Annotated in this window: 16 protein-coding genes and 1 pseudogene; 1 reads left to right on the top strand and 16 read right to left on the bottom strand. The window is 61.1% G+C overall.

Annotation, left to right across the window (positions count from 1 at the left end):
- Nucleotides 1–32: 32 nt before the first annotated feature.
- The gene (locus tag ACYZT4_RS04615) at nucleotides 33–1,049 is read right to left on the bottom strand and encodes a M14 family metallopeptidase (protein WP_461985623.1); all 1,017 of its coding nucleotides are present in this window, start codon (nucleotides 1,047–1,049) and stop codon (nucleotides 33–35) included.
- Nucleotides 1,050–1,167: 118 nt separating this feature from the next.
- Between ACYZT4_RS04615 and ACYZT4_RS04610 the strand changes: the two are divergent.
- Nucleotides 1,168–1,707 (top strand): annotated as a pseudogene (locus ACYZT4_RS04610) (TetR/AcrR family transcriptional regulator); the annotation flags it as partial.
- Here ACYZT4_RS04610 and ACYZT4_RS04605 read toward each other — a convergent pair.
- The 15 genes from ACYZT4_RS04605 to ACYZT4_RS04535 all read right to left on the bottom strand — a co-directional run bounded on the left by ACYZT4_RS04605 (nucleotide 1,663) and on the right by ACYZT4_RS04535 (nucleotide 18,070).
- Complete coding sequence (locus ACYZT4_RS04605; RefSeq protein WP_461985621.1) at nucleotides 1,663–2,670, bottom strand: DMT family transporter; 1,008 nt, start codon at nucleotides 2,668–2,670, stop codon at nucleotides 1,663–1,665. The pseudogene ACYZT4_RS04610 and the gene ACYZT4_RS04605 sit on opposite strands and share 45 nt — an antisense overlap.
- On the bottom strand, nucleotides 2,670–3,368 hold the full coding sequence (locus tag ACYZT4_RS04600; protein WP_461985619.1) for an ABC transporter permease: 699 nt from the start codon (nucleotides 3,366–3,368) through the stop codon (nucleotides 2,670–2,672). The genes ACYZT4_RS04605 and ACYZT4_RS04600 overlap by 1 nt, the downstream gene beginning before the upstream one ends.
- Nucleotides 3,369–3,373: 5 nt before the next feature.
- On the bottom strand, nucleotides 3,374–4,087 hold the full coding sequence (locus ACYZT4_RS04595; protein WP_461985617.1) for an ABC transporter permease: 714 nt from the start codon (nucleotides 4,085–4,087) through the stop codon (nucleotides 3,374–3,376).
- Between the two features lie 145 nt (nucleotides 4,088–4,232).
- Nucleotides 4,233–5,015 carry a transporter substrate-binding domain-containing protein gene (locus tag ACYZT4_RS04590; protein WP_461985615.1) on the bottom strand — a complete coding sequence of 261 codons (783 nt, stop codon included), beginning with the start codon at nucleotides 5,013–5,015 and terminating at the stop codon, nucleotides 4,233–4,235.
- Nucleotides 5,016–5,042: 27 nt separating this feature from the next.
- Nucleotides 5,043–7,049, bottom strand: coding sequence for an aminotransferase class I/II-fold pyridoxal phosphate-dependent enzyme (locus ACYZT4_RS04585; RefSeq protein ID WP_461985614.1), 2,007 nt, complete (start codon nucleotides 7,047–7,049; stop codon nucleotides 5,043–5,045).
- Nucleotides 7,050–7,223: 174 nt separating this feature from the next.
- Nucleotides 7,224–8,858, bottom strand: coding sequence for a 5-guanidino-2-oxopentanoate decarboxylase (locus tag ACYZT4_RS04580; RefSeq protein ID WP_461985612.1), 1,635 nt, complete (start codon nucleotides 8,856–8,858; stop codon nucleotides 7,224–7,226).
- Between the two features lie 196 nt (nucleotides 8,859–9,054).
- On the bottom strand, nucleotides 9,055–9,759 hold the full coding sequence (locus ACYZT4_RS04575) for a winged helix-turn-helix domain-containing protein (protein ID WP_461985610.1): 705 nt from the start codon (nucleotides 9,757–9,759) through the stop codon (nucleotides 9,055–9,057).
- Between the two features lie 84 nt (nucleotides 9,760–9,843).
- Nucleotides 9,844–10,479: a TetR family transcriptional regulator C-terminal domain-containing protein gene (locus tag ACYZT4_RS04570; RefSeq protein WP_461985608.1), complete on the bottom strand. Its 636-nt coding sequence runs from the start codon at nucleotides 10,477–10,479 to the stop codon at nucleotides 9,844–9,846.
- A 48-nt stretch (nucleotides 10,480–10,527) separates the two neighbouring features.
- Complete coding sequence (locus tag ACYZT4_RS04565; RefSeq protein ID WP_461985606.1) at nucleotides 10,528–11,229, bottom strand: NAD(P)H-dependent oxidoreductase; 702 nt, start codon at nucleotides 11,227–11,229, stop codon at nucleotides 10,528–10,530.
- 32 nt (nucleotides 11,230–11,261) lie between these two features.
- The gene (locus ACYZT4_RS04560; protein ID WP_461985604.1) at nucleotides 11,262–13,349 is read right to left on the bottom strand and encodes an acetate--CoA ligase family protein; all 2,088 of its coding nucleotides are present in this window, start codon (nucleotides 13,347–13,349) and stop codon (nucleotides 11,262–11,264) included.
- Nucleotides 13,350–13,367: 18 nt separating this feature from the next.
- Nucleotides 13,368–14,528 carry an acyl-CoA dehydrogenase family protein gene (locus ACYZT4_RS04555; RefSeq protein WP_461985603.1) on the bottom strand — a complete coding sequence of 387 codons (1,161 nt, stop codon included), beginning with the start codon at nucleotides 14,526–14,528 and terminating at the stop codon, nucleotides 13,368–13,370.
- Nucleotides 14,529–14,550: 22 nt separating this feature from the next.
- The gene (locus tag ACYZT4_RS04550; RefSeq protein ID WP_461985602.1) at nucleotides 14,551–15,342 is read right to left on the bottom strand and encodes an enoyl-CoA hydratase/isomerase family protein; all 792 of its coding nucleotides are present in this window, start codon (nucleotides 15,340–15,342) and stop codon (nucleotides 14,551–14,553) included.
- 292 nt (nucleotides 15,343–15,634) lie between these two features.
- Nucleotides 15,635–16,546, bottom strand: a complete 912-nt coding sequence (locus ACYZT4_RS04545; protein ID WP_461985600.1) for a SphA family protein — start codon at nucleotides 16,544–16,546, stop codon at nucleotides 15,635–15,637.
- Nucleotides 16,547–16,638: 92 nt separating this feature from the next.
- Complete coding sequence (locus ACYZT4_RS04540; protein ID WP_461985598.1) at nucleotides 16,639–17,700, bottom strand: 2Fe-2S iron-sulfur cluster-binding protein; 1,062 nt, start codon at nucleotides 17,698–17,700, stop codon at nucleotides 16,639–16,641.
- Between the two features lie 10 nt (nucleotides 17,701–17,710).
- On the bottom strand, nucleotides 17,711–18,070 hold the full coding sequence (locus ACYZT4_RS04535) for a phenol hydroxylase subunit P4 (protein ID WP_461985596.1): 360 nt from the start codon (nucleotides 18,068–18,070) through the stop codon (nucleotides 17,711–17,713).
- Nucleotides 18,071–18,114 lie beyond the last annotated feature (44 nt).

Raw genomic sequence — 18,114 nt, 5'->3', positions numbered from 1 at the left:
GCGAGCGATGGGGCCGGCAAAAACACCAAAGGTCAATTAGGATCAAGCAAACCCCCGCTCCAATTGCGCGACACCCGGCTGCCAGTAAACTTCGCCACCACCATGCCCTGGGGCACCAGCCGATCGCGATAACGCGTCACCATCCGCCCCGTCTGTTCCGCGTGCAACACCACTTCCGAAGACGGGTCACCCGGCCGCCCCAGGATACGGGCAAAACGCTGGCCTTCCTCGACGAAATCCCCCAGCTCTTTTTCGAAGATCAGCACGCCGGGTTGCGGTGCCAGGATCGTCTCCATTTGCGCCATGTCCCTCACCTCCACGGGCCAGTCACCCACGGTCAGCGGCTCATCGATCACCCCGCAACTGCACAGCCACACGTACAATCCCTCGGCATCCCGCTCGGCGAATCGGTCGTTGACGTCGCCCTGCCCGCGCAGCTCCAGGGTCGCGGCCATGTGCCGTGGGCTAATGCCGTTGCGCAGCCAGGGCGCAATGATCGTTTCCTCGAAGGAACCGTCGCCGCCGTCATCCCAGACGATCGCCACGTCCATCTTCATCGCCGCCGCCAGTTCGCGTCCTCGCGGGGCAAAACTGCGGTGGACGTAGAGGTATGGCAAGGCTTCGTCATCGGTGTGCAAGTCGAGCATCACCTCCGCCGTGGCGGCCAGTTGCACCAGGCTCTTTTGCCATTCCTGGACATTGGTCGAAGGTCGGGCCATGGCGGCCGACTGATCGAATCCACGGTTGAAGTTATGCCCGGTGGCGTTGTGATAACGCCCGAGAATCCGGCCTTGGCGGAACTGCCCGATGCCCAGCGGATTGGCCTGCGGCACGACCGTCACGTGGCCCTTGAGCCGGCCATTGGCTTCAGCGAACTGCAACCGTTGCATCAACAGGTGCAGCACCAGCATCCCGGCAATTTCATCGGCATGCACGCCGGCCTGCAAATGCACGGTCGGCCCGCTGCCGTCGCCTTCGAAACGCCAGGCACCGACCTGCACCACGTCGCCATTGTTGTTACGAACACCAAAAGAAATATCCTGCGCCATCTGTCTTGTCCTCTCGTCCTGCCCGTTAAAAATCACCACAGTGCCGACGTTGCCACTGGAGATTGAACGTACGTTCAACTAAGCTCGGCAATCAGGCAATGTAACGAAGGATTTCGTTGTGACCACCGACTCTCCGAAATACCGCCGAGTTGAACCCGACGAGCGCCGTGAATTGCTGGTTGCCGCCACCCTGCGTTGTCTGGCCCGCGACGGTCACGCCGGTATTTCCGTGCGTCGTATCGCCACCGAGGCCGGTGTGTCGGTCGGCCTGCTCAATCATCACTTCGGCAGCATCGATGCGTTGATCGCCGACACTTACCAGAAGCTCGCCAGCGAACTGACCACTGCCCTGCATCAGGAAATCCAGCAAGTTGGTACGCCGGCGGAAAAGATGGACACCTTCCTCGTCGGCTCGTTTTCACCCAGGGTCATGGACCCGAAACTGCTTGGCGTCTGGGTGGTGTTCTGGAGCCTGATTCGTCACTCGGACTACGTCAGCCAGTCCCACGAAAAAAGCTACCGCGACTACCTCGATCTGCTGCGTACCCTGCTCGATGACCTGGCCGCCAGCGAAGGCTTCGTGATCCAGGACACGCGCCTGGCCGCCATTGGTCTATCGGCGATGCTCGACGGACTCTGGCTCGAGTGGTGCCTCAACCCCGACACCTTCAGCCCCGCCAACGGCCTCCACATCAGCCGTTGCTGGGTAAAGGGGTTGCGTCACGGAGCATTCAGCGCCGACGACGTCCTGTGACGGGTGCCGGCCGAAGACCATCGCCAGGGTGCCGCTGACCGCGATCAGTCCGGCACCGATCATCAGCGACACGTCCATCAACGTGCCCCAGATCAGGCTCGACAGCAGGAACGCCCAGATCAGCCCGGTGTATTCGAACGGTGCCAACACCGTCGCCGTAGCTCGCTGGAAACTGGCGAACAGCAGGAACTGCCCGATGCCGCCGACCAATCCGGCACCGAGCATGCCGAGCCACGCGGGGGTCGTCGCCGGGGTGTAATTCCACGGCAATGCAATCATCATGCAAACGACGAACACCACGTTGGTGATCAGCATCTGCTCAAGCACCGATGTCTGTTCATCGACCTGACGCAACTGAATGTAGGTGAACGCCCAGCACGCCGCTGCCAACAACGTCAGCACGATCGGCAGCGGCTCGCCAATATTGCTCGGGCGGCAGGCGATGATCACGCCGACAAAACCGATCAACAGGCTGAGCCACTGCCAGCCGCTGGATTTTTCCTTGAGGATCACCGCCGCCAGTACCGTGACCATGATCGGCGCGGAGAAATACAGCGTGGTCATCTCCGCGAGAGTCAGGTCCCGCGCCGCCGTGTAATACAACACCCACGCCACAATCGACAGCAGACCGCGCGCCACCAGCAAGCGTCGGCTCGGCGATCGCCAGGCCCGCTGGACGAGGTGCAAACGCCCGGCCAACAGACACGCGAGCACCACCACGAGGCTGCGCCAGAACAGAATGCTGATCACCGAATAATCGGCCACCAGCCACTTGATCACGGCGTCCTGCAACGTCAGAAACGCGTAGCCCAGCGTGCACAGGCCGATGCCTTGCAACGAGCGGTCGACGATCCGTGCTGCGTTCATTACGCCGACCTGCGCACGGGCGTACCGCGCCGTTCGACGAAGGCAAACAGCGCCTCGATCAGGAAGGTCAGGCAAACGTAGACGCCCGCCACCAACAGCAATGGTTCGTACACTTGCAGGGTTTGCGCGCGGACCACGTTGGCGGCCCCCAGCAGGTCAATCACGGCGATGGTCGATGCCAGCGCCGTCGACTTCAGCAACATCACGGTTTCACCGGCGAGGGTCGGCAACAGCAAGCGCATGGCGCGGGGTAAACGCACACGCAACAGCGACTGGCGCGAGGTCATGCCGAAGGCCGATGCGGCTTCCATTTCACCTTTGGGCACTGCCAGCAGGCCACCACGAATCACTTCGCCGACATAGGCGCCCATCGACACCACCAAGGCAAACACGATGTACCAGTAACCGTCACGCAGATAAGGCCAGAGGAAGCTGCCGCGAATCAGCGGAAACTGCGCAAACAGACTGCCAAGCCCGTAGTAGAAGATGTAGATCTGAATCAACAACGGTGTGCCGCGAAACACGCTGGTGTAGAACAGGCTCGCCCTGGCGATCAGTTTGTATGTCGAGATCCGCGCCAGCGCCACCAGAATGGCCAACAGAAAACCGAACACACTGGAGAGCATCAGCAGGGTAATGGTCGTTTGCAAGCCTCGGCCCAACAGCGCCGCGTATTCAACTATCCACGCTGGAATCATTTCAATCACTCGACCAAGGGCATCCAGCGACGAATGCGTCGCTCAAGCCGTCCCGACAGGTAGTTGGACACCAGCGTCACCGCGTAATACATCGCCGCGGCCGTGAGGTAGAACAACAGGTAATGACGTGTCGAACCCGCAGCTTGCTTGGCGGTGTACAACAGTTCGTTGGTGCCGACCACGCTGATCAGCGCACTGTCCTTGATCAGGTTGATCCACAGGTTGGCCATGCCCGCCATGGCGTACGGTGCCATGATCGGCAGCGTGACGCGCCGGAACAGGCCAAACCCGCTCAGGCCAAAAGCCTTCGCCGCCTCGATCTGGCCGAACGGGATCGCCTGGATCGCCGCGCGGAAAATCTCCGACGCGTAGGCGCCCTGCACCAGGCCCAGTACCACAATGGCCGCCAGCGGACCACTGACATTCATTACGCCGTAGCCCAGTTCGGCCATCAGCGCGTTGATCAGCATGGACCCGACGTAGTACAGCAGCAGGATCAGCAACAACTCTGGAACCGCACGAAACAGGGTGGTGTAGCCGCGCATCAGCGCTGCGATCGGGCGCGGCGCGTTCAACTTGAGGCAGGCCACGACCAGCCCGATGGCCAGCCCGAGCGCAAAGGCCCCGGCTGAAATCTGCAGGGTCATCCACAGGCCCTTCAGCAGCGCACCGCCCCACCCTGTTTCGCTGAAATTGATCAACTCGAACATTGCTGGCATTTCGTTCTCCCTTCGACGGTCTTGAGAACCCCTTCGCCCCTGTGGGAGCGGGCTTGCTCGCGAAAGCGATCTAACATCAAACAAAGATGTCAACTGACACACCGCCTTCGCGAGCAAGCCCGCTCCCACAGAGGCCGCGTTCGCGTCAGAACGCCGGTTTCACGCTGGTGCCGAAGTACTGCTGGGAGAGGTCGTCGTAGTCTTTGCTGGTCAGCAAGGACACGATGGCCTTGTCGAGTTTGGCTTTCAGCTCGGTGTCGTCCTTGCGCAGACCGGCACCCACGCCCTTGCCGAAAATCGGGTCGTACGGCACAGCGCCGAGGTACGCGAGGTCCTTGGCATCCGGGGTTTTGACGAAAGCCGCCATCGCGGTGCCGTCCGCCATCATCAGGTCGATGCGTCCGGCGATCAGGTCGGCGTTCGCCGAGTCCTGGGTGTCGTAGTACTTAACGTCGGCAATTTTTTCGTAGTAGGTCTTCAGGTAGCTGGCGCTCACTGTGGAGTTCTGCACGCCGATGGTCTTGCCTGTGAGGTCATCCGGGTACTTTTTCACCGAGGCGTCTTTCGGCCCGACAATCGCAATCACCGAGTCGTAGTAAGCCTTGCTGAAGGCGATCTGCTTTTCGCGTTCTTCGGTCACTGACATCGAGGAGAAAATCACGTCGATCTTCTTCGCCAGCAACGACGGGATGATGCCGTCCCACGCCACTTCCTTGATCTCGCACTCGGCTTTCATTTCGCTGCAGAGCTTGTGGATCAGGTCGACTTCAAAGCCTTTCCATTCACCATTGGCCTGCTTCTCGGTGTACGGCGGATAGGGTTCAGCCGCGACCGCGAACCGTATCGGCTGGGCTTGCGCCGCACCCATACCGGCCAGCATGACAACGGCCACCCCAGTCAACCAATTTGCCAAACGTCGATTTCCCATGATTTTTCCCCGTCTTTTTATGATGCGTTAGCGAGTCTGATGAGCGTTGACGAATTGTCGGCAACGTTCACTGCGTGGCTGTACGAACACTTCATCCGGCGAACCGGTTTCCTCGATCAGCCCTTGATGCAGGTAGGCGACTTTGGAAGACACATCGCGTGCAAAAGCCATCTCATGCGTCACCAGGATCATGGTCCGGCCCTCTTCCGCGAGAGAGCGGATCACCCGCAGCACTTCGCCGACCAGTTCCGGGTCGAGTGCCGAGGTGGGTTCATCGAACAGCATGACTTTGGGGCGCATGGCCAAGGCGCGGGCAATGGCGACCCGTTGCTGCTGTCCCCCGGAGAGAAACGCCGGGTATTCGTTGCGCTTGGCCGCCAGCCCTACACGTTCCAGCAAGGCTTCGGCCCGTTCAGTGGCTTCGGCACGGCTTTCCCGCAGGACCTGGATTGGTGCTTCGATGAGGTTTTCCAGCACCGTGCGATGGGGCCAGAGGTTGAAGTTCTGGAACACCATGCCCAGGCTCGAACGAATCCGCACCAGCTGCTTGGCGTCGGACACCAGCGGCGCGCCGGGGCGTGAGTGGTTCAGGTGAATGCTTTCGCCATCGACCAGAATTCGTCCCTGGTCCGGCACTTCGAGCATGTTAATGCAGCGCAACAAAGTACTTTTTCCCGAGCCGCTGGCGCCGATCAGGGAGATCACATCGCCTTCGCGGGCAGTCAGCGAAACACCCTTGAGCACCTCGATATTGCCGAAGCGTTTGTGCAGTTGATCGACTTCGATCATGGTCCGACGCACGACAGGTTCGGGCGCGGCGGCACTGCTGGTGACGCGCGCGATCACCGGCCGTGGCGCTTCACCGTTCAGCACCAGGACAAAATCGCGAATGCGCTGGCAGGCCTGGGCCAGGCGTTCTTCACCCAAGGTAAAGGACAGCCGCACAAAACCTTGCGCGGGTTCACCGAACGCGGCCGCATCCAACACCGATACGCGGGCCTCGCGCAACAGGCGCCAGGCAAATTCGATGGAGGTCAGCCCGGTCTCGCGAACATCGATCAGCACGAACATCCCAGCATCGGGATTCAGCACAGAAATGCCCGGGCAATTAGCCAAACCGCTCACCACCAGGTCGCGGCGATGGCGGTAGATTTCTCGCATGCCGTGGGTCACTTCGTCGTGGGCCTGCACCGCTTTGAGCGCCGCCTCCATGACAAAACCCGGCAGACCATAGAGCATGCTCAGCACTAATGTTTCGGCGTGGGCGACCAATGCTTGATCGGCGACGATCCAGCCGGTGCGCCAGCCGGTCATCGCGTGGGATTTCGACAGGCTGCCGATCACCACGCAACGCTCGGCCATGCCGGGCAATGCCGCCAGACTGAGGTGCTCGCGGTCGAACGCGAGGCTCTCGTAGACCTCGTCCACCACCACCCACAAGTCGTGGGCGATGGCGAGGTCGGCAATGCTCTGCAGCTCTTCGCGGGTCAACACCACCCCGGTGGGATTGTTGGGGTTGGAAAAGAAAATCGCGCGGGTTCTCGGAGTGATGGCTTTGGCCAGAACGGCAGCGTCGAGCCGGAAGCCGGAGTCTGCCGAGCAGGGCACGCGCACCAGGGTGGCGCCGGAAGCCTTGAGTGTTGCTTCGTAGGTGACGTACATCGGGTCGAGGGCAATCACCTCGTCGCCGGTGTTGAGCAAGCACATCGAAGTGGTGAACAGCGCGTTCTGCGCCCCGGCAACGATGATCACGTTGGAGGCTTGTACTTCACGGTTGAACAGTTTGCCGTAGCGCTCGGCGATGGCTTCGCGCAAGGCGTGTCGACCGGCGATTTCGGTGTAGTGGGTGTCGCCTTCGCGCAAAGCGTGGATGGCGGCATCGGTGATGAAATCGGGGGTGGGGAAATCCGGGTCGCCGACGCTGAGGATGATGACATCCTCGCCCCGGCGCTTGGCTTCATACGCCGCGTTGTGAATATCCCAGGCGGCAACGCCGTCGCCTGATATTCGCTCAACAAAGGGTGAAAACCGCATGCCAGTGCCTCGTTCGAATGGAACTGCAAGCCCGCAACCAACCGGGGGTGGTGGAGCCAACATAGTCGAAGCTGAACAGTCGTTCAATTGAAAAATACTCCGGGTTCGTGTTCAGCGCAAACAGGTCGTTTTCGCGACAGTCCCGCTGTTTTTCAGTACGGAATTTTTCGGGTATCAGCGACAGGCGCTGGCGTGCTTGAGCTCGATCAGGGTCACGCCGGCATGGGTGAAACCACGACGCAGATCGCGTTCCAGTTCATCAAGGCTTTGCGGTTCGTGGACCGTGCAACCGAAGGCCTTGGCCAGCGCCGCGAAATCCGGATTACGCGGCAAAACGCCCACCGGCTCGATGTCGAGGCTGAGCATGTCATCGCGAATCTGCCCCAGGGCGTCGTTGTTCCAGAGCAGCACCACCAGCGGGCTGTCCAGCTCCTCGACCGCCGTGGCCAGTTCCTGCACGGTGTAGAGGAAGCCGCCGTCGCCCACCAGCACCAGACCGGGACGCTGCGGTGCGCCGAATTTCGCGCCGATCCCCGCTGGCAGGCCATAACCCAGGGTGCCGTAGCCGGTGGGGTGCAACCAGCTGCGGATGTTTTGGCTGGCGAACGCATAGTTACCGGTGTAGGCCAGTTGGGTCATGTCGCTGCTGATGAAAGTGTCGGCGGGCATCGCCGCCTTGATGCGGTCGAGGATGTGTTGATGGATGGTTTGCAAGTCGCCGTGACCGGATCGGATCGCGGCTTTCAAATCTGCCACTGCTTTAATGACTTCAGTCGAGTCCCGCGCCTCTGCCGGAACTCGTTCGAGTAATGCAGCCAGCGTTTGCCGGGCATCACCGTGCAGCGCCACCGCACACGGATAGAAATCGTTGAACTTGCGCGAGTCGATGTCGACGCGGATCACTTCGCCATTCAGTGGCAGGCGCTCGCGCCAGTAATCGGTGTCGGCCATTTCGGTTCCGACGGCCAGCACCACATCGGCTTGCGCGATCAAGTCCCAACCGGGCTGCACGCACAGGCTGGAGCCGGCGTTCAGCGGTGCGTCCGGCGCCAGCAAACCTTTGCCGGCGACGCTGGTGAACAGCGGCGCGCCGAGATGTTCGCTCAGGGCCTGCAATTCGGCACCTGCCGCCAATGCTCCGCCTCCGGCGATGATCATCGGACGCTTGGCGTGTTGCAGGCGCTGCGCCGCGTCATCCAGTGCACCGGCCTGCGCCGGACCACGTGCAGGACGACGCACCACATCGACGCTCCAGTCACGGCTGATCGCACCCGCAAGCACGTCCAGCGGCACGGAAATATGCACCGGCCGTGGCCGCTCGCTGTCGAACACGGCGAAGGCGCGGGCGATCAATTCGGGCAAATCGTCGGTGGTCAATGCCACCGCCGAAAACGCGGTGATGGGTGCGGTTATTGCCCGCTGGTCCTGGGTTTCGTGCAGGCAGCCCCAACCTTTGCCGAGGCTCGCGGTGTGGTTGACGCTGGAGATCACCAGCATCGGAATCGAGTCGGCGTAAGCCTGGCCGATGGCGGTCGCCGCGTTGGTCACGCCAGGGCCGGTGATGATGAAGCACACACCCGGTTTGCCGCTGACCCGGGCGTAGCCGTCAGCCATGAAACCGGCACCCTGCTCGTGGCGGGTCAGCACATGGCGGATGCCACTGCCGGGCAAGCCGCGATACAGTTCAAGGGTGTGCACGCCGGGAATGCCGAACACGGTGTCGACGCCATAATTGGCCAGCAGGCGCACCAGTGCCTGGCCGCCGGTGAGGGTCGAGGAAGAAGATTGCGCGATCGATTGGGAGCTCATGCCAGCCCTCGTTTTATTGTTTTGAGTGGAGGAGGATGCGTCGATATTAAACACTCGTTCAACAGTGAAGCAACTCTTTCCTCAGGCGTGAAAACACGTCACGAACACAGGTTAATTACCTGTTTTAGATAGGATTTTTTCAAATTAACGGGAATATTCAGCAGAGACTGTTACATCTTCGAACATTCCTGAATGATCAGGCCGCCAGCGAAGCGCCCGCGGTAAACAGATAGCCTGCACCGTGAATGGTAATGATCAGTTCCGGCTCGGCCGGATCGTCATTCAGTTTGCGCCGCAAGCGCCCCACCAGCACATCGATGGAACGGTCGTTGGGCATCCATTCGCGGTTGCGCAGTTGGTCCATCAATTGATCGCGGCTCAAAGTCAGGCCGCTGTTGCGCATGAACACATTGAGCAGCTGGAACTCGCCGTGGCTGAGCAGGGTTTCGCGACCGTCGCAGGCCTTCAGGCGCCGGCGGTCGGTGTCGAGGGTCCAGTCGGCAAAACGCTTGAGGTGCGTATCCGGCTGGCCAACCGGTTGGGCGTGCTGCACGCGACGCAGCAGATTGCGGGCGCGGGCCAGCAATTCTGGTGGAGACAGGGGCTGGATCAGGTAATCGTCGGCGCCGCATTCCAATGCGCCGAGTCGCTCGATCGGCGCACCGATCAGGATAATCCCGACCTCCGAACGTTCACGCCATCGGCGCGTCAGGGCCAGAGCGTCCGGCCACTGCGCATCCAGCATCACCAGCCCGACCGCGAAACGACTCAAGCAAGCCTCGGCCTGAGCGGGCGTTTCAGCAAACCGTACCTCAAATCCAGCCGGAATCAGCGCAGCCCGCAACGGTTCACGGATCAGCGGATCGTCACTCACCATCAACACGCACGGCATGACCGTCATGACCTGGCTCCTGGTTTTTTTGGAATTTTGCGAAGCGGTGAGCGCACTGTAGCGCTAGCTGAACAGTTGATCAACAAGCCGATATTACGAAGCGATGAACCGTCGATACCCGCCCATTTGCACACCATCGACCCACGCTTCACAGATCTGCACGCCTTGAGCCGGGGTGAACGTCGACGGGTTCAGCCCGCATTCCAGCCACAAACCGTCAAGCAAAGCGCTCAAGCCGATGGCTGCCAGGCCGCTGTCGAAACCGTCCCAACCCTCCTCCTGCGCCAGCAATCTCAAGGCATCGCCCATGATGGTCCGGTACTCGCCATAAGAATGGTCGTGCGCCTGGTCGATCGCATCGGCGGTTTTCACCGCGCCCCAGAACGCCAGCCAGGCTTCGATCAATTCAGGGTCGAGCATGCGCGGCGAAAACGACGCCACGAAAAACGCCGACAAGTGTTGCCGGGCGCCGTCGCCCGCGCCCGCCACCGACTCACGCAGCAAACTCATGACTTGCCCGGTGATGTGCAGATAAGCATCGGCGACCAGCTCATCCTTGCCGGCGTAGTGATGACTGATCAAGCCCACCGACACGCCAGCCTCGGCGCAGATCTTGCGGATCGAAGTGCCGACAAATCCGTATTTCTTCAGGCACGTCAGCGTCGCGGCCACCAGCTTGGCCTTGCGCACCTCGGGGTCCATACGCAGAAAACGCGCTTCCTCGGCCATGTTGATCCTGCCCTCCACGAAATCGATGGCTGACGGTACAGCATTGCGTCAGCGCAGGGGATACAGCGCCTCGTCAAATTGTGACAAACGCGGGAACTCCAGCGGCGAATCCTGCTCGAGATTTTCCAGGCGCTGACGGTAATCCACCAAGAACTGCTCGCGGGCTTCTGCGCTGATGTACGGCACGTGCCACGCCACGAACGGCGGCAACACGTCGAGCCCGACGTAGGCCAGCGTGCCGCGCAGCAGCGGGCGCAACATGTCCTCCAGCGGACCGTGAATCGCGCCCTCGCCAAACATATGCTGGCGCCCGCCAAGGGTCACGGTGACCAGCGCTTTCTTGCCCGCCAGGCCGCCCTGGTCGTAAAAGCGCTTGCCGCCGTAGCAGACGCCGGACACCAATACCCGGTCGATCCAGCCCTTCAGAATCGCCGGCGTGGAGAACCAGTAAATTGGGAAATTGAGGATCAGCAGGTCGGCCCACAGCAGCTTGTCCAGCTCCTGCTGGATGTCCGGCGCCAGGCTTTTCGACTTCACGCCCAGGCGCTGTTCGAGCGCGTACACCAGGTACTCGGGATTGTCCCGGTCGTAGAAATCCTCGGCGCTGGCGACCGGGTTCCAGTTCATCGCGTAGAGGTCGGAGACCTGTACTTCGTGGCCCTGAGCTTGCAGGGTGTGCACCGCCTGATCGCGCAACGCGGCCGTAAACGACTGCGGTTCGGGATGGGCGTGAACAATCAATACATTCATTTAGACAGCCTTAGAGCAATCGATTAAAGGGTTCAAGCCAGGCGGATCAGTGCATCCACCGCCACCGCGCCTTCGGCATTCACCAGCAAGGGGTTCACATCCAGCTCTTGCAGCCGCTCGGCGTTCTCGCAGGCGTAATCCACCACCGCACGAACCGCCCGGACCAGTGCCGGCATATTCACCGCCGGCCCACCACGAAAACCGGTGAGCAACGGCGCGCAACGCAAACTCAGCAGCGCGTCATGAATCGCCTGATCGGTGGTCGGCAGCAACAGGCTGCGACTGTCCTTGAGCAGCTCGACCAGAATCCCGCCGGCACCGATCACCAGCGCCAGGCCGAAGCCGGTTTCGCGTTTGATCCCGACGATCAGTTCAGCCAGCGGCGGCGACGCCATGCGTTCGAGCAAGACCTGATCAAACACCAGCTGCGGCGCATGCTGCGTCAGGTTGCCGCGCATGGTGGCGAGCGCGGCGCTCAGGGCTGTTTCGTCTTTCAGATTAAGGGCGACGCCGCCCGCTTCCGTCTTGTGCGGCAGGTCCGCGCTGACCACCTTGAGCACCAGCGGATAACCGAGGCTACGCGCCTCGTCCAATGCCTGTTCAGGCCGGCACAGTCGCGCTTCGGGCAAGGGCAAACCGAACGCACGCAAGGCCTGTTTCGACTGCCACTCATCCAGCAGTTGCCCCGGCGCTGTCGATTCATCCGGACAGATCGGCGCCAACGCCGCTTCGCCTCCCGCCAACAATGCCTCACGCCGTGCCTGGTAATGGGCGATGCGTGACCAGGCGGCCAAGCCATCTTCCACCCCTTGCAACGCCGCCACGCCACGGGCATGCAAGCGTTCACGGGCAGAGGCCGGCAGCAGTTCGGGAAATGCCGACGTGACAAAACCGGTCTTGCCGTGCCGCTCCAACAAGTCGCAATACAGCTCCAGCAGCAGATCGCATTCCTTGCGCTCACCGGTGAATTCCGCTGGATAGTCGAGCACCAGCAACGCTGCATCAGCAGGCGTGCGCAAGGCCGTTTCAAGCATCTTTTCCAGGGCGTCGCGGTCGCCCCAGATCGCCGTTGTGAAATCCAGTGGATTGACCAGGTTGGCGTAGCTCGGCAACACCTCAGCCAGTTCCCCGCGCTGGCGGTCGTCAAATTTCGGCAGCGTCAGTTGATTGCGTTCGGCGTAGTCGGCGATCAGTCCCGCATCGCCACCGGAACAGGCCAGCGCGATCAGGCTCGGCCCTACCGGCAAGTTGCCACAGGCCGCAGCTTTGAGGGTTTCGACGAAACTCACCGGACCGCTGACGCGAATCACCCCGAGACGCTGGAACAGGCTGTCGTACAGCGCATCCGAACCGGCCAGGGAACTGGTGTGACTCAACGCCAACTCGGCACCGATCTGCGACACGCCGGTTTTCAGGGCAATCACCGGAATGCCTTTTTCCAGCGCCTTGAGTGCGGCGCGGGCAAAACCAGGCACGTTTTTTAGACCTTCCATGTGCAGGCCGATGGCGGTGACACGCGGCTCGTCGAGCAGCACGTCCATCAATTCGGCCACGCCGAGTTGCGCCTGATTGCCCACCGAGGCCATGTAGGCCAGCGGCAGCGAACGATCGGTCATGGAAAGGTTGTAAGCGAAGTTGCCGCTTTGAGTCAGGATCGCGACGCCCTTCTCCACCGCTTTGCCGCCATGGGCCACCGGCCACAACGCAACGTTGTGCAGATAGTCGAGCAAGCCATAACAGTTGGGACCGAGCAGCGCCATGTCGCCGGCCGCGTGCAGCAGTTGCGCCTGCATCGCCAGCCCTTCCTCGCCGGTTTCGGCGAAACCGGAGGCATAACAAATCGCCCCGCCCGCGCCTTTGGCGGCCAGTTCGGCGACGCAGCTCAGCGTCAATTCACGGTTGGTGGCAATGAAAACACCGTCCGGCGCGCAAGGCAGATCGGCAATCGACGCCACGCAGGGAATGCCTTCGAGGCTCGGGTGTTGCGGGTTGACCAGCCACATCTGGCCCTGGAAGCCGCCATCGGCACAGCGCTTGAGCGCCCGCGCCATGCTGCGCCCACCGACAAACGCGAGGTGACGCGGGGCGAACAAACGCTTGAGGTTATCTCTGATCGACATGGGATTCTCCTGGGTCAATCAGCGCAGCAGCGGCCGCAACAGTTCGCGGGAAATGATGTGACGCTGGATCTCTGAAGTGCCCTCCCAGATCCGCTCGATCCGCGCGTTGCGCCAGATACGTTCGACCGGACTTTCGTCCATCAGGCCCATGCCGCCGAAAATCTGTACCGCCTGATCCGCCGCGCGACCCAGTACTTCACTGGCGAACAATTTGGCCATGCCGGCCTCGCCGTCCGTCATGGTGCCCTGGTCCATTTTCCACGCGGCATGCAGGGCCAGCAGCTCAGCGGCGCGGATTTCAGTGGCCATGTCCGCCAGCTTGAACGAGATGCCCTGATAGGTGCCGATGGCGTGGCCGAACTGTTTGCGGTCGGCGGCCCACTGCAACGACACGTCCAGTGCCCGCTGCGCCTGGCCGACGCAGTTGGCCGCAACCATCACCCGCCCGGCCGTGAGCCAGGCGTTGGCCACTTCCCAGCCCTTGCCGATTTCACCGAGCACTTTGGCCGCCGGCACCCGGCAATCGTCGAAGAAGATTTCGCTGGTGTGATAACCGCGGTTGCTGACGCATTTAGGGCCACGGCGGATGGTCATGCCCGGAGTGTCGCGGTCGACCAGGAAAGACGTCACGGCGTTGCGTTGGCGACCGTTGTGTTCGTAGGTGTCCGTCACCGCGAAGACGATGGCGAAGTCGGCATGCCAGGCGTGGCTGATGAAATGCTTGCTGCCGTTGATCACAAAGTCGTTGCCGTCACACACGGCACGGGTCTTGATCGCATTGGCGTCGGAGCCGGCGCCCGGCTCGGTGAGGGCGAAACAGTCGACCTTGTCACCGCGCACACACGGCAGCAGGTAGTCGCCAATCTGCGAACCAGTGCAGGCCATGAGAATTTTCGAAGGCCGCGCGACAAACACATGCAGCGCCCACGACACCTTGGACAACTCACGCTCGATCAGCGCCTGGGACAGGTAATCAAGCCCGCCACCGCCAACTTCCTCGGGCATGTTAAACGCGTAAAAACCGGCGGCAATCGCCTTGGCGCGAATCTGCGCGGCCAGTTCCGGCGGCACGGCATCGGCGCGGTCGACGGCGTCTTCGTGGGGCAGCAGTTCTTTCTCGACGAAGCTGCGCACGGACTCGACCAGCATGTCTTGTTCTTGGGTCAGTTGAAAATTCATGGTGTACCTACCTGCGGTTCGATTACTGGCCGATGAAATGAGGCGTGCGTTTTTCCACGGCCGCCTTGAGGGCTTCCGCACCGTCCTGGCTGCGACCGCAGAGCAAACCGGCGGCCTGCTCGGCGTCCAGTTGCTCGGCGAGGCTGCGCCGGGCGCCGTCGCGGATCAGCACTTTGGTTTGGGCGAAGGCGAATGTCGGGCCGCTGGCCAGTCGCGTTGCCAGCTCACTGGCCTTGGCAATCAGTTCGTCATCGGCGCAGATTTCGCTGACCAACCCGGTGGCCAGCGCACGGTCGGCGCTCCAGATTTCGTCGAGGAACAGCAGGCGCTTGGTTTGTTCCAGGCCGATCAAGCGCGGGAGGTGCCAACTGGCGCCGGCGTCCGGCGAATACGCCATGCTGGTGTAACCGGCCTTGAAACGCGCCGATTGCGCGGCGAGGCGTAGGTCGCAGCACAACGTCAGGTCCATCCCGGCGCCGACCGCGATGCCGTTGATGGCTGCGATGGTCGGCTTGCTGAAACCGTAAAGCCGGTTCATCAATTGGTGCGCGGCTTCGGTCCAGCCGTAGGTTTCGAGGATGCCGCGCTGTTCGGCGTCGGCCCATTCGGCGACGTCCGCGCCGGCACAGAAACCTTTGCCGTTGCCAGTCAGCACCAACACCCGAACGGCAGGGTCGGCGTCGTGACCGTCGAGCAAATCGAACAAAGCCTTGAGAGTGGGAATGTCCAGCGCGTTGCGTTGCTCGGTGCGATTGAGGGTGATCCAGGCGACGCCATTTTTAACCCGGCTGAGCAGTGACGATTGCGAAGTCATGAAAGGTCCTCGTCGTTATTGTAATTGGACAGGAGGTACGAACTGTTGCCGATACTAAACAACTGTTCAGTAACTGGGCAATACTCCAAAAAAGACTTCGAAGCAGACTCGATAAAGTATTAGGTAATTGATTTAAATAGGATTTTTATAGAAATACGAAGATGTGATTGCAGGAGTTGTTACATCTTCGAACAACTCCCGTGCCGCTCAAAAAGCAGAAAAGCCCCGCCCTCGCGAAGAGGACGGAGCTTTTCGTACCTTTCTGTAGCCGTTGGCCAAGCCTGCGTTTTCTTCAGAAGGGTATGGTCAGTTTCAACCGATAGGCATTGCCTTCGGCCCGATTTCGTACCTCGGTTTCCTGCTCCCATTTGGCGGTCAGAAACCACCCCGAGTTGCTGGTGTATTTCACCGACGGTCCGATAGCCAGGGCCCTGCCTTTGTTGTCTTCGATTCGGTCACCGTTCTGGCGGTCGTCCGTCGTCTGATACAGCACATAACCCCCCACACCGAGGACCCAGCCATTGCCCAATCCCCAACCGACCGCGTAATCCACGTGCAATTCCCGGCCGGAACGGTAGTCCGTGGCATCGTTTCGCAGGTTGAAGTCGTACATGGTTTTCGCATCGACATTGAGCCCGTCCGGGTCAACGTAGGACACGGCCACCACCGGTTCGACCACCCAATAGTTGCGCCCGATATTGGTCAGGTCGCCGCGATCGTATTTACCGGTAGGCGCAATAAAATCCAGAGCGAAAATACTGTGCAGCTTTTCACTGTGATGAAAACCCAGCGCCGGCCCGAAGATGATGTCACCCAACCCTTGTTTACTTTGCGACTGGCCGTTGAGTTCGACTTTGAGATCCACCAGCGGCACGATGGCGTGGAAGCCCAGACTTCCACCAAACACCTGTTGCTCGGTGACCCAGATCAATCGCGGCGCCACCGAGTTGGCCCGGACCCGGAAGTCCACCGGGACTTTCTCGCCATGGTTGCCGCGCAACGAATCGGCCTCGTAATGACCCACAAAGAACTGTGAATATAAGCCCGGTGGCGGCATGGCGCCGGACATGTAGTTTTCTGCCCCCATCGGGTAGGAAGACCCACCGCCTTCAGTGGCCTGAACCCCGGCACTCGCGGCCGCCAGCAGGCTCAATCCGGCACGGCACAGCTGACTTGCTCGTTTGTTTCGCACAACAGCTTTCATAGGTTGATGACCTTTTGTTGTTTTTATAGTCAGCCGACACCCTGCTGATCGTCGGCAGATCAGCGCGGGTCGGCGGTAGGTTGCGGGTGAACTCAGATGCGCTTGAACAGCGCCGATCGGGTACTTTCGGTAGCGCCATCAGCGGCGCTGTAGAAGCGTTCCATGAAGATGTCGCGTTCAAACAGCCGACCTTGCATCAGGCACGTAATCGCCGAGTCGATCATCACCGGCGGTCCGCACAAGTAGGCTTTACGATTGCTGAAACGCCCGTCGAAATGCGCCTTCGCGGCGTCATGCACATAACCCTTGAAGCCCGCCCACTCGGGGTCTTCCAGCGCCTGGCTGAGCGCGGGGACGTAGGTGAAATTGCTGTGGTCGCGAGACAGCGCCTCGAACAGTTCGTGGTTGTAGAGTTCCGCGCGGTTACGCGCCCCCTGGAACAGCACAATCTGTCGCGTATCACCGGCCTCCAGCAGGTCGAGAATCATCGATTGCGGGCTCGACACCCCCGAGCCGCCCGCAATGAAAATCAGGTCGCCGCTTTGCGAGGTGCGCACGAAGAACTGCCCGTAAGGCCCGGACACCTCCACCGCGTCCCCGACCTTCAAGCCGTCGTGGATCTTGCCGGTGGCTACGCCGCCATCGACCCGGCGCACGTGCAGCTCCACTTCATCGGCGCGACTCGGCGGGTTGGCCAGCGAAAACGCTCGCGTACCGTCGATGCCGGGGAGTTGCAGGTTGATGTATTGACCGGCCTGAAACGCCATCGGCCGGTCAAGCTTGAGGTGCACGCCCTTGATGGTGGGCGACAGGTCCACCAGCGCGCTGACCACCGCGCGGTAATCCTCGACCGGATGCCCAAGGAAATCCGGGTCGGCGTCGATGTCCGCCTCGATCACCATGTCGCTTAGCGGAATGGCGCAGCACGCCAACACTTTGCCTTCGTCCCGTTCGATGTCCATCAAGGCAAAGGACGATGCCGCCCCCAGATCCACCTCGCCTTCCAGCACCTGGACCTTGCAGGTGGCGCAGGTTCCGTGGCCGCAGGCGAAGGGCAGCCAGACGCCTTGGCGCAATGCCGCCTGGAGAATGGTCTGGCCCTCTTCGACGTCGATCTGTTCGCCGGTGGGTTCGATGGTTACTTGGTAGCTCATCACCGTGTCCTCAGTTGAAGGTGCCGGCAATGCCGTTCAAGCCCGGAGTGTTGAGGTGCAAAAGGCTTTTATGGTCGATGCCGTTATCGATCAGGCTGGCCGCGTTGTCGGGGCTGAACGGCTGATCGTTCAGGCGCCATGACGCCTGGCTGAAGTCGACGTGCTGCGCATCCGGATGCTGGGCAATCGAGGGCTTGACCACGTGTTCGATGAAGTCGGCGAACGGCATCGCCGGTGGCAGCGGAAAGGTGAACGGCGCGCAAAACATCAGGTGTTTTTCCCAGCACAGGTACACCAGTTGCAGGCCATGGAAATTTTCCTGGCGGTCCAGGGGCTGGGCCTCATAGGCACCAATGGAAGTCACGGGCATGATCTTGTCCTTCTTGTAATGGGGGCGTGAAGCGGACCCGCAGG

Source organism: Pseudomonas sp. GB2N2, assembly GCF_054897705.1.
Note: the sequence above shows the minus strand (reverse complement) of the source record. Positions and strands in the feature narration are given on the sequence as shown.

Bases quoted from the DNA above. Each gene is read 5' to 3' on its own strand.
- ACYZT4_RS04545 (WP_461985600.1), bottom strand. From the start codon at position 16,546: ATGAAAGCTGTTGTGCGAAACAAACGAGCAAGTCAGCTGTGCCGTGCC.
- ACYZT4_RS04595 (WP_461985617.1), bottom strand. From the start codon at position 4,087: ATGCCAGCAATGTTCGAGTTGATCAATTTCAGCGAAACAGGGTGGGGC.
- ACYZT4_RS04585 (WP_461985614.1), bottom strand. From the start codon at position 7,049: ATGCGGTTTTCACCCTTTGTTGAGCGAATATCAGGCGACGGCGTTGCC.
- ACYZT4_RS04555 (WP_461985603.1), bottom strand. From the start codon at position 14,528: ATGAATTTTCAACTGACCCAAGAACAAGACATGCTGGTCGAGTCCGTG.
- ACYZT4_RS04565 (WP_461985606.1), bottom strand. From the start codon at position 11,229: ATGAATGTATTGATTGTTCACGCCCATCCCGAACCGCAGTCGTTTACG.
- ACYZT4_RS04590 (WP_461985615.1), bottom strand. From the start codon at position 5,015: ATGGGAAATCGACGTTTGGCAAATTGGTTGACTGGGGTGGCCGTTGTC.
- ACYZT4_RS04605 (WP_461985621.1), bottom strand. From the start codon at position 2,670: ATGAACGCAGCACGGATCGTCGACCGCTCGTTGCAAGGCATCGGCCTG.
- ACYZT4_RS04615 (WP_461985623.1), bottom strand. From the start codon at position 1,049: ATGGCGCAGGATATTTCTTTTGGTGTTCGTAACAACAATGGCGACGTG.
- ACYZT4_RS04535 (WP_461985596.1), bottom strand. From the start codon at position 18,070: ATGCCCGTGACTTCCATTGGTGCCTATGAGGCCCAGCCCCTGGACCGC.
- ACYZT4_RS04575 (WP_461985610.1), bottom strand. From the start codon at position 9,759: ATGACGGTCATGCCGTGCGTGTTGATGGTGAGTGACGATCCGCTGATC.
- ACYZT4_RS04550 (WP_461985602.1), bottom strand. From the start codon at position 15,342: ATGACTTCGCAATCGTCACTGCTCAGCCGGGTTAAAAATGGCGTCGCC.
- ACYZT4_RS04570 (WP_461985608.1), bottom strand. From the start codon at position 10,479: ATGGCCGAGGAAGCGCGTTTTCTGCGTATGGACCCCGAGGTGCGCAAG.
- ACYZT4_RS04600 (WP_461985619.1), bottom strand. From the start codon at position 3,368: ATGATTCCAGCGTGGATAGTTGAATACGCGGCGCTGTTGGGCCGAGGC.
- ACYZT4_RS04540 (WP_461985598.1), bottom strand. From the start codon at position 17,700: ATGAGCTACCAAGTAACCATCGAACCCACCGGCGAACAGATCGACGTC.
- ACYZT4_RS04580 (WP_461985612.1), bottom strand. From the start codon at position 8,858: ATGAGCTCCCAATCGATCGCGCAATCTTCTTCCTCGACCCTCACCGGC.
- ACYZT4_RS04560 (WP_461985604.1), bottom strand. From the start codon at position 13,349: ATGTCGATCAGAGATAACCTCAAGCGTTTGTTCGCCCCGCGTCACCTC.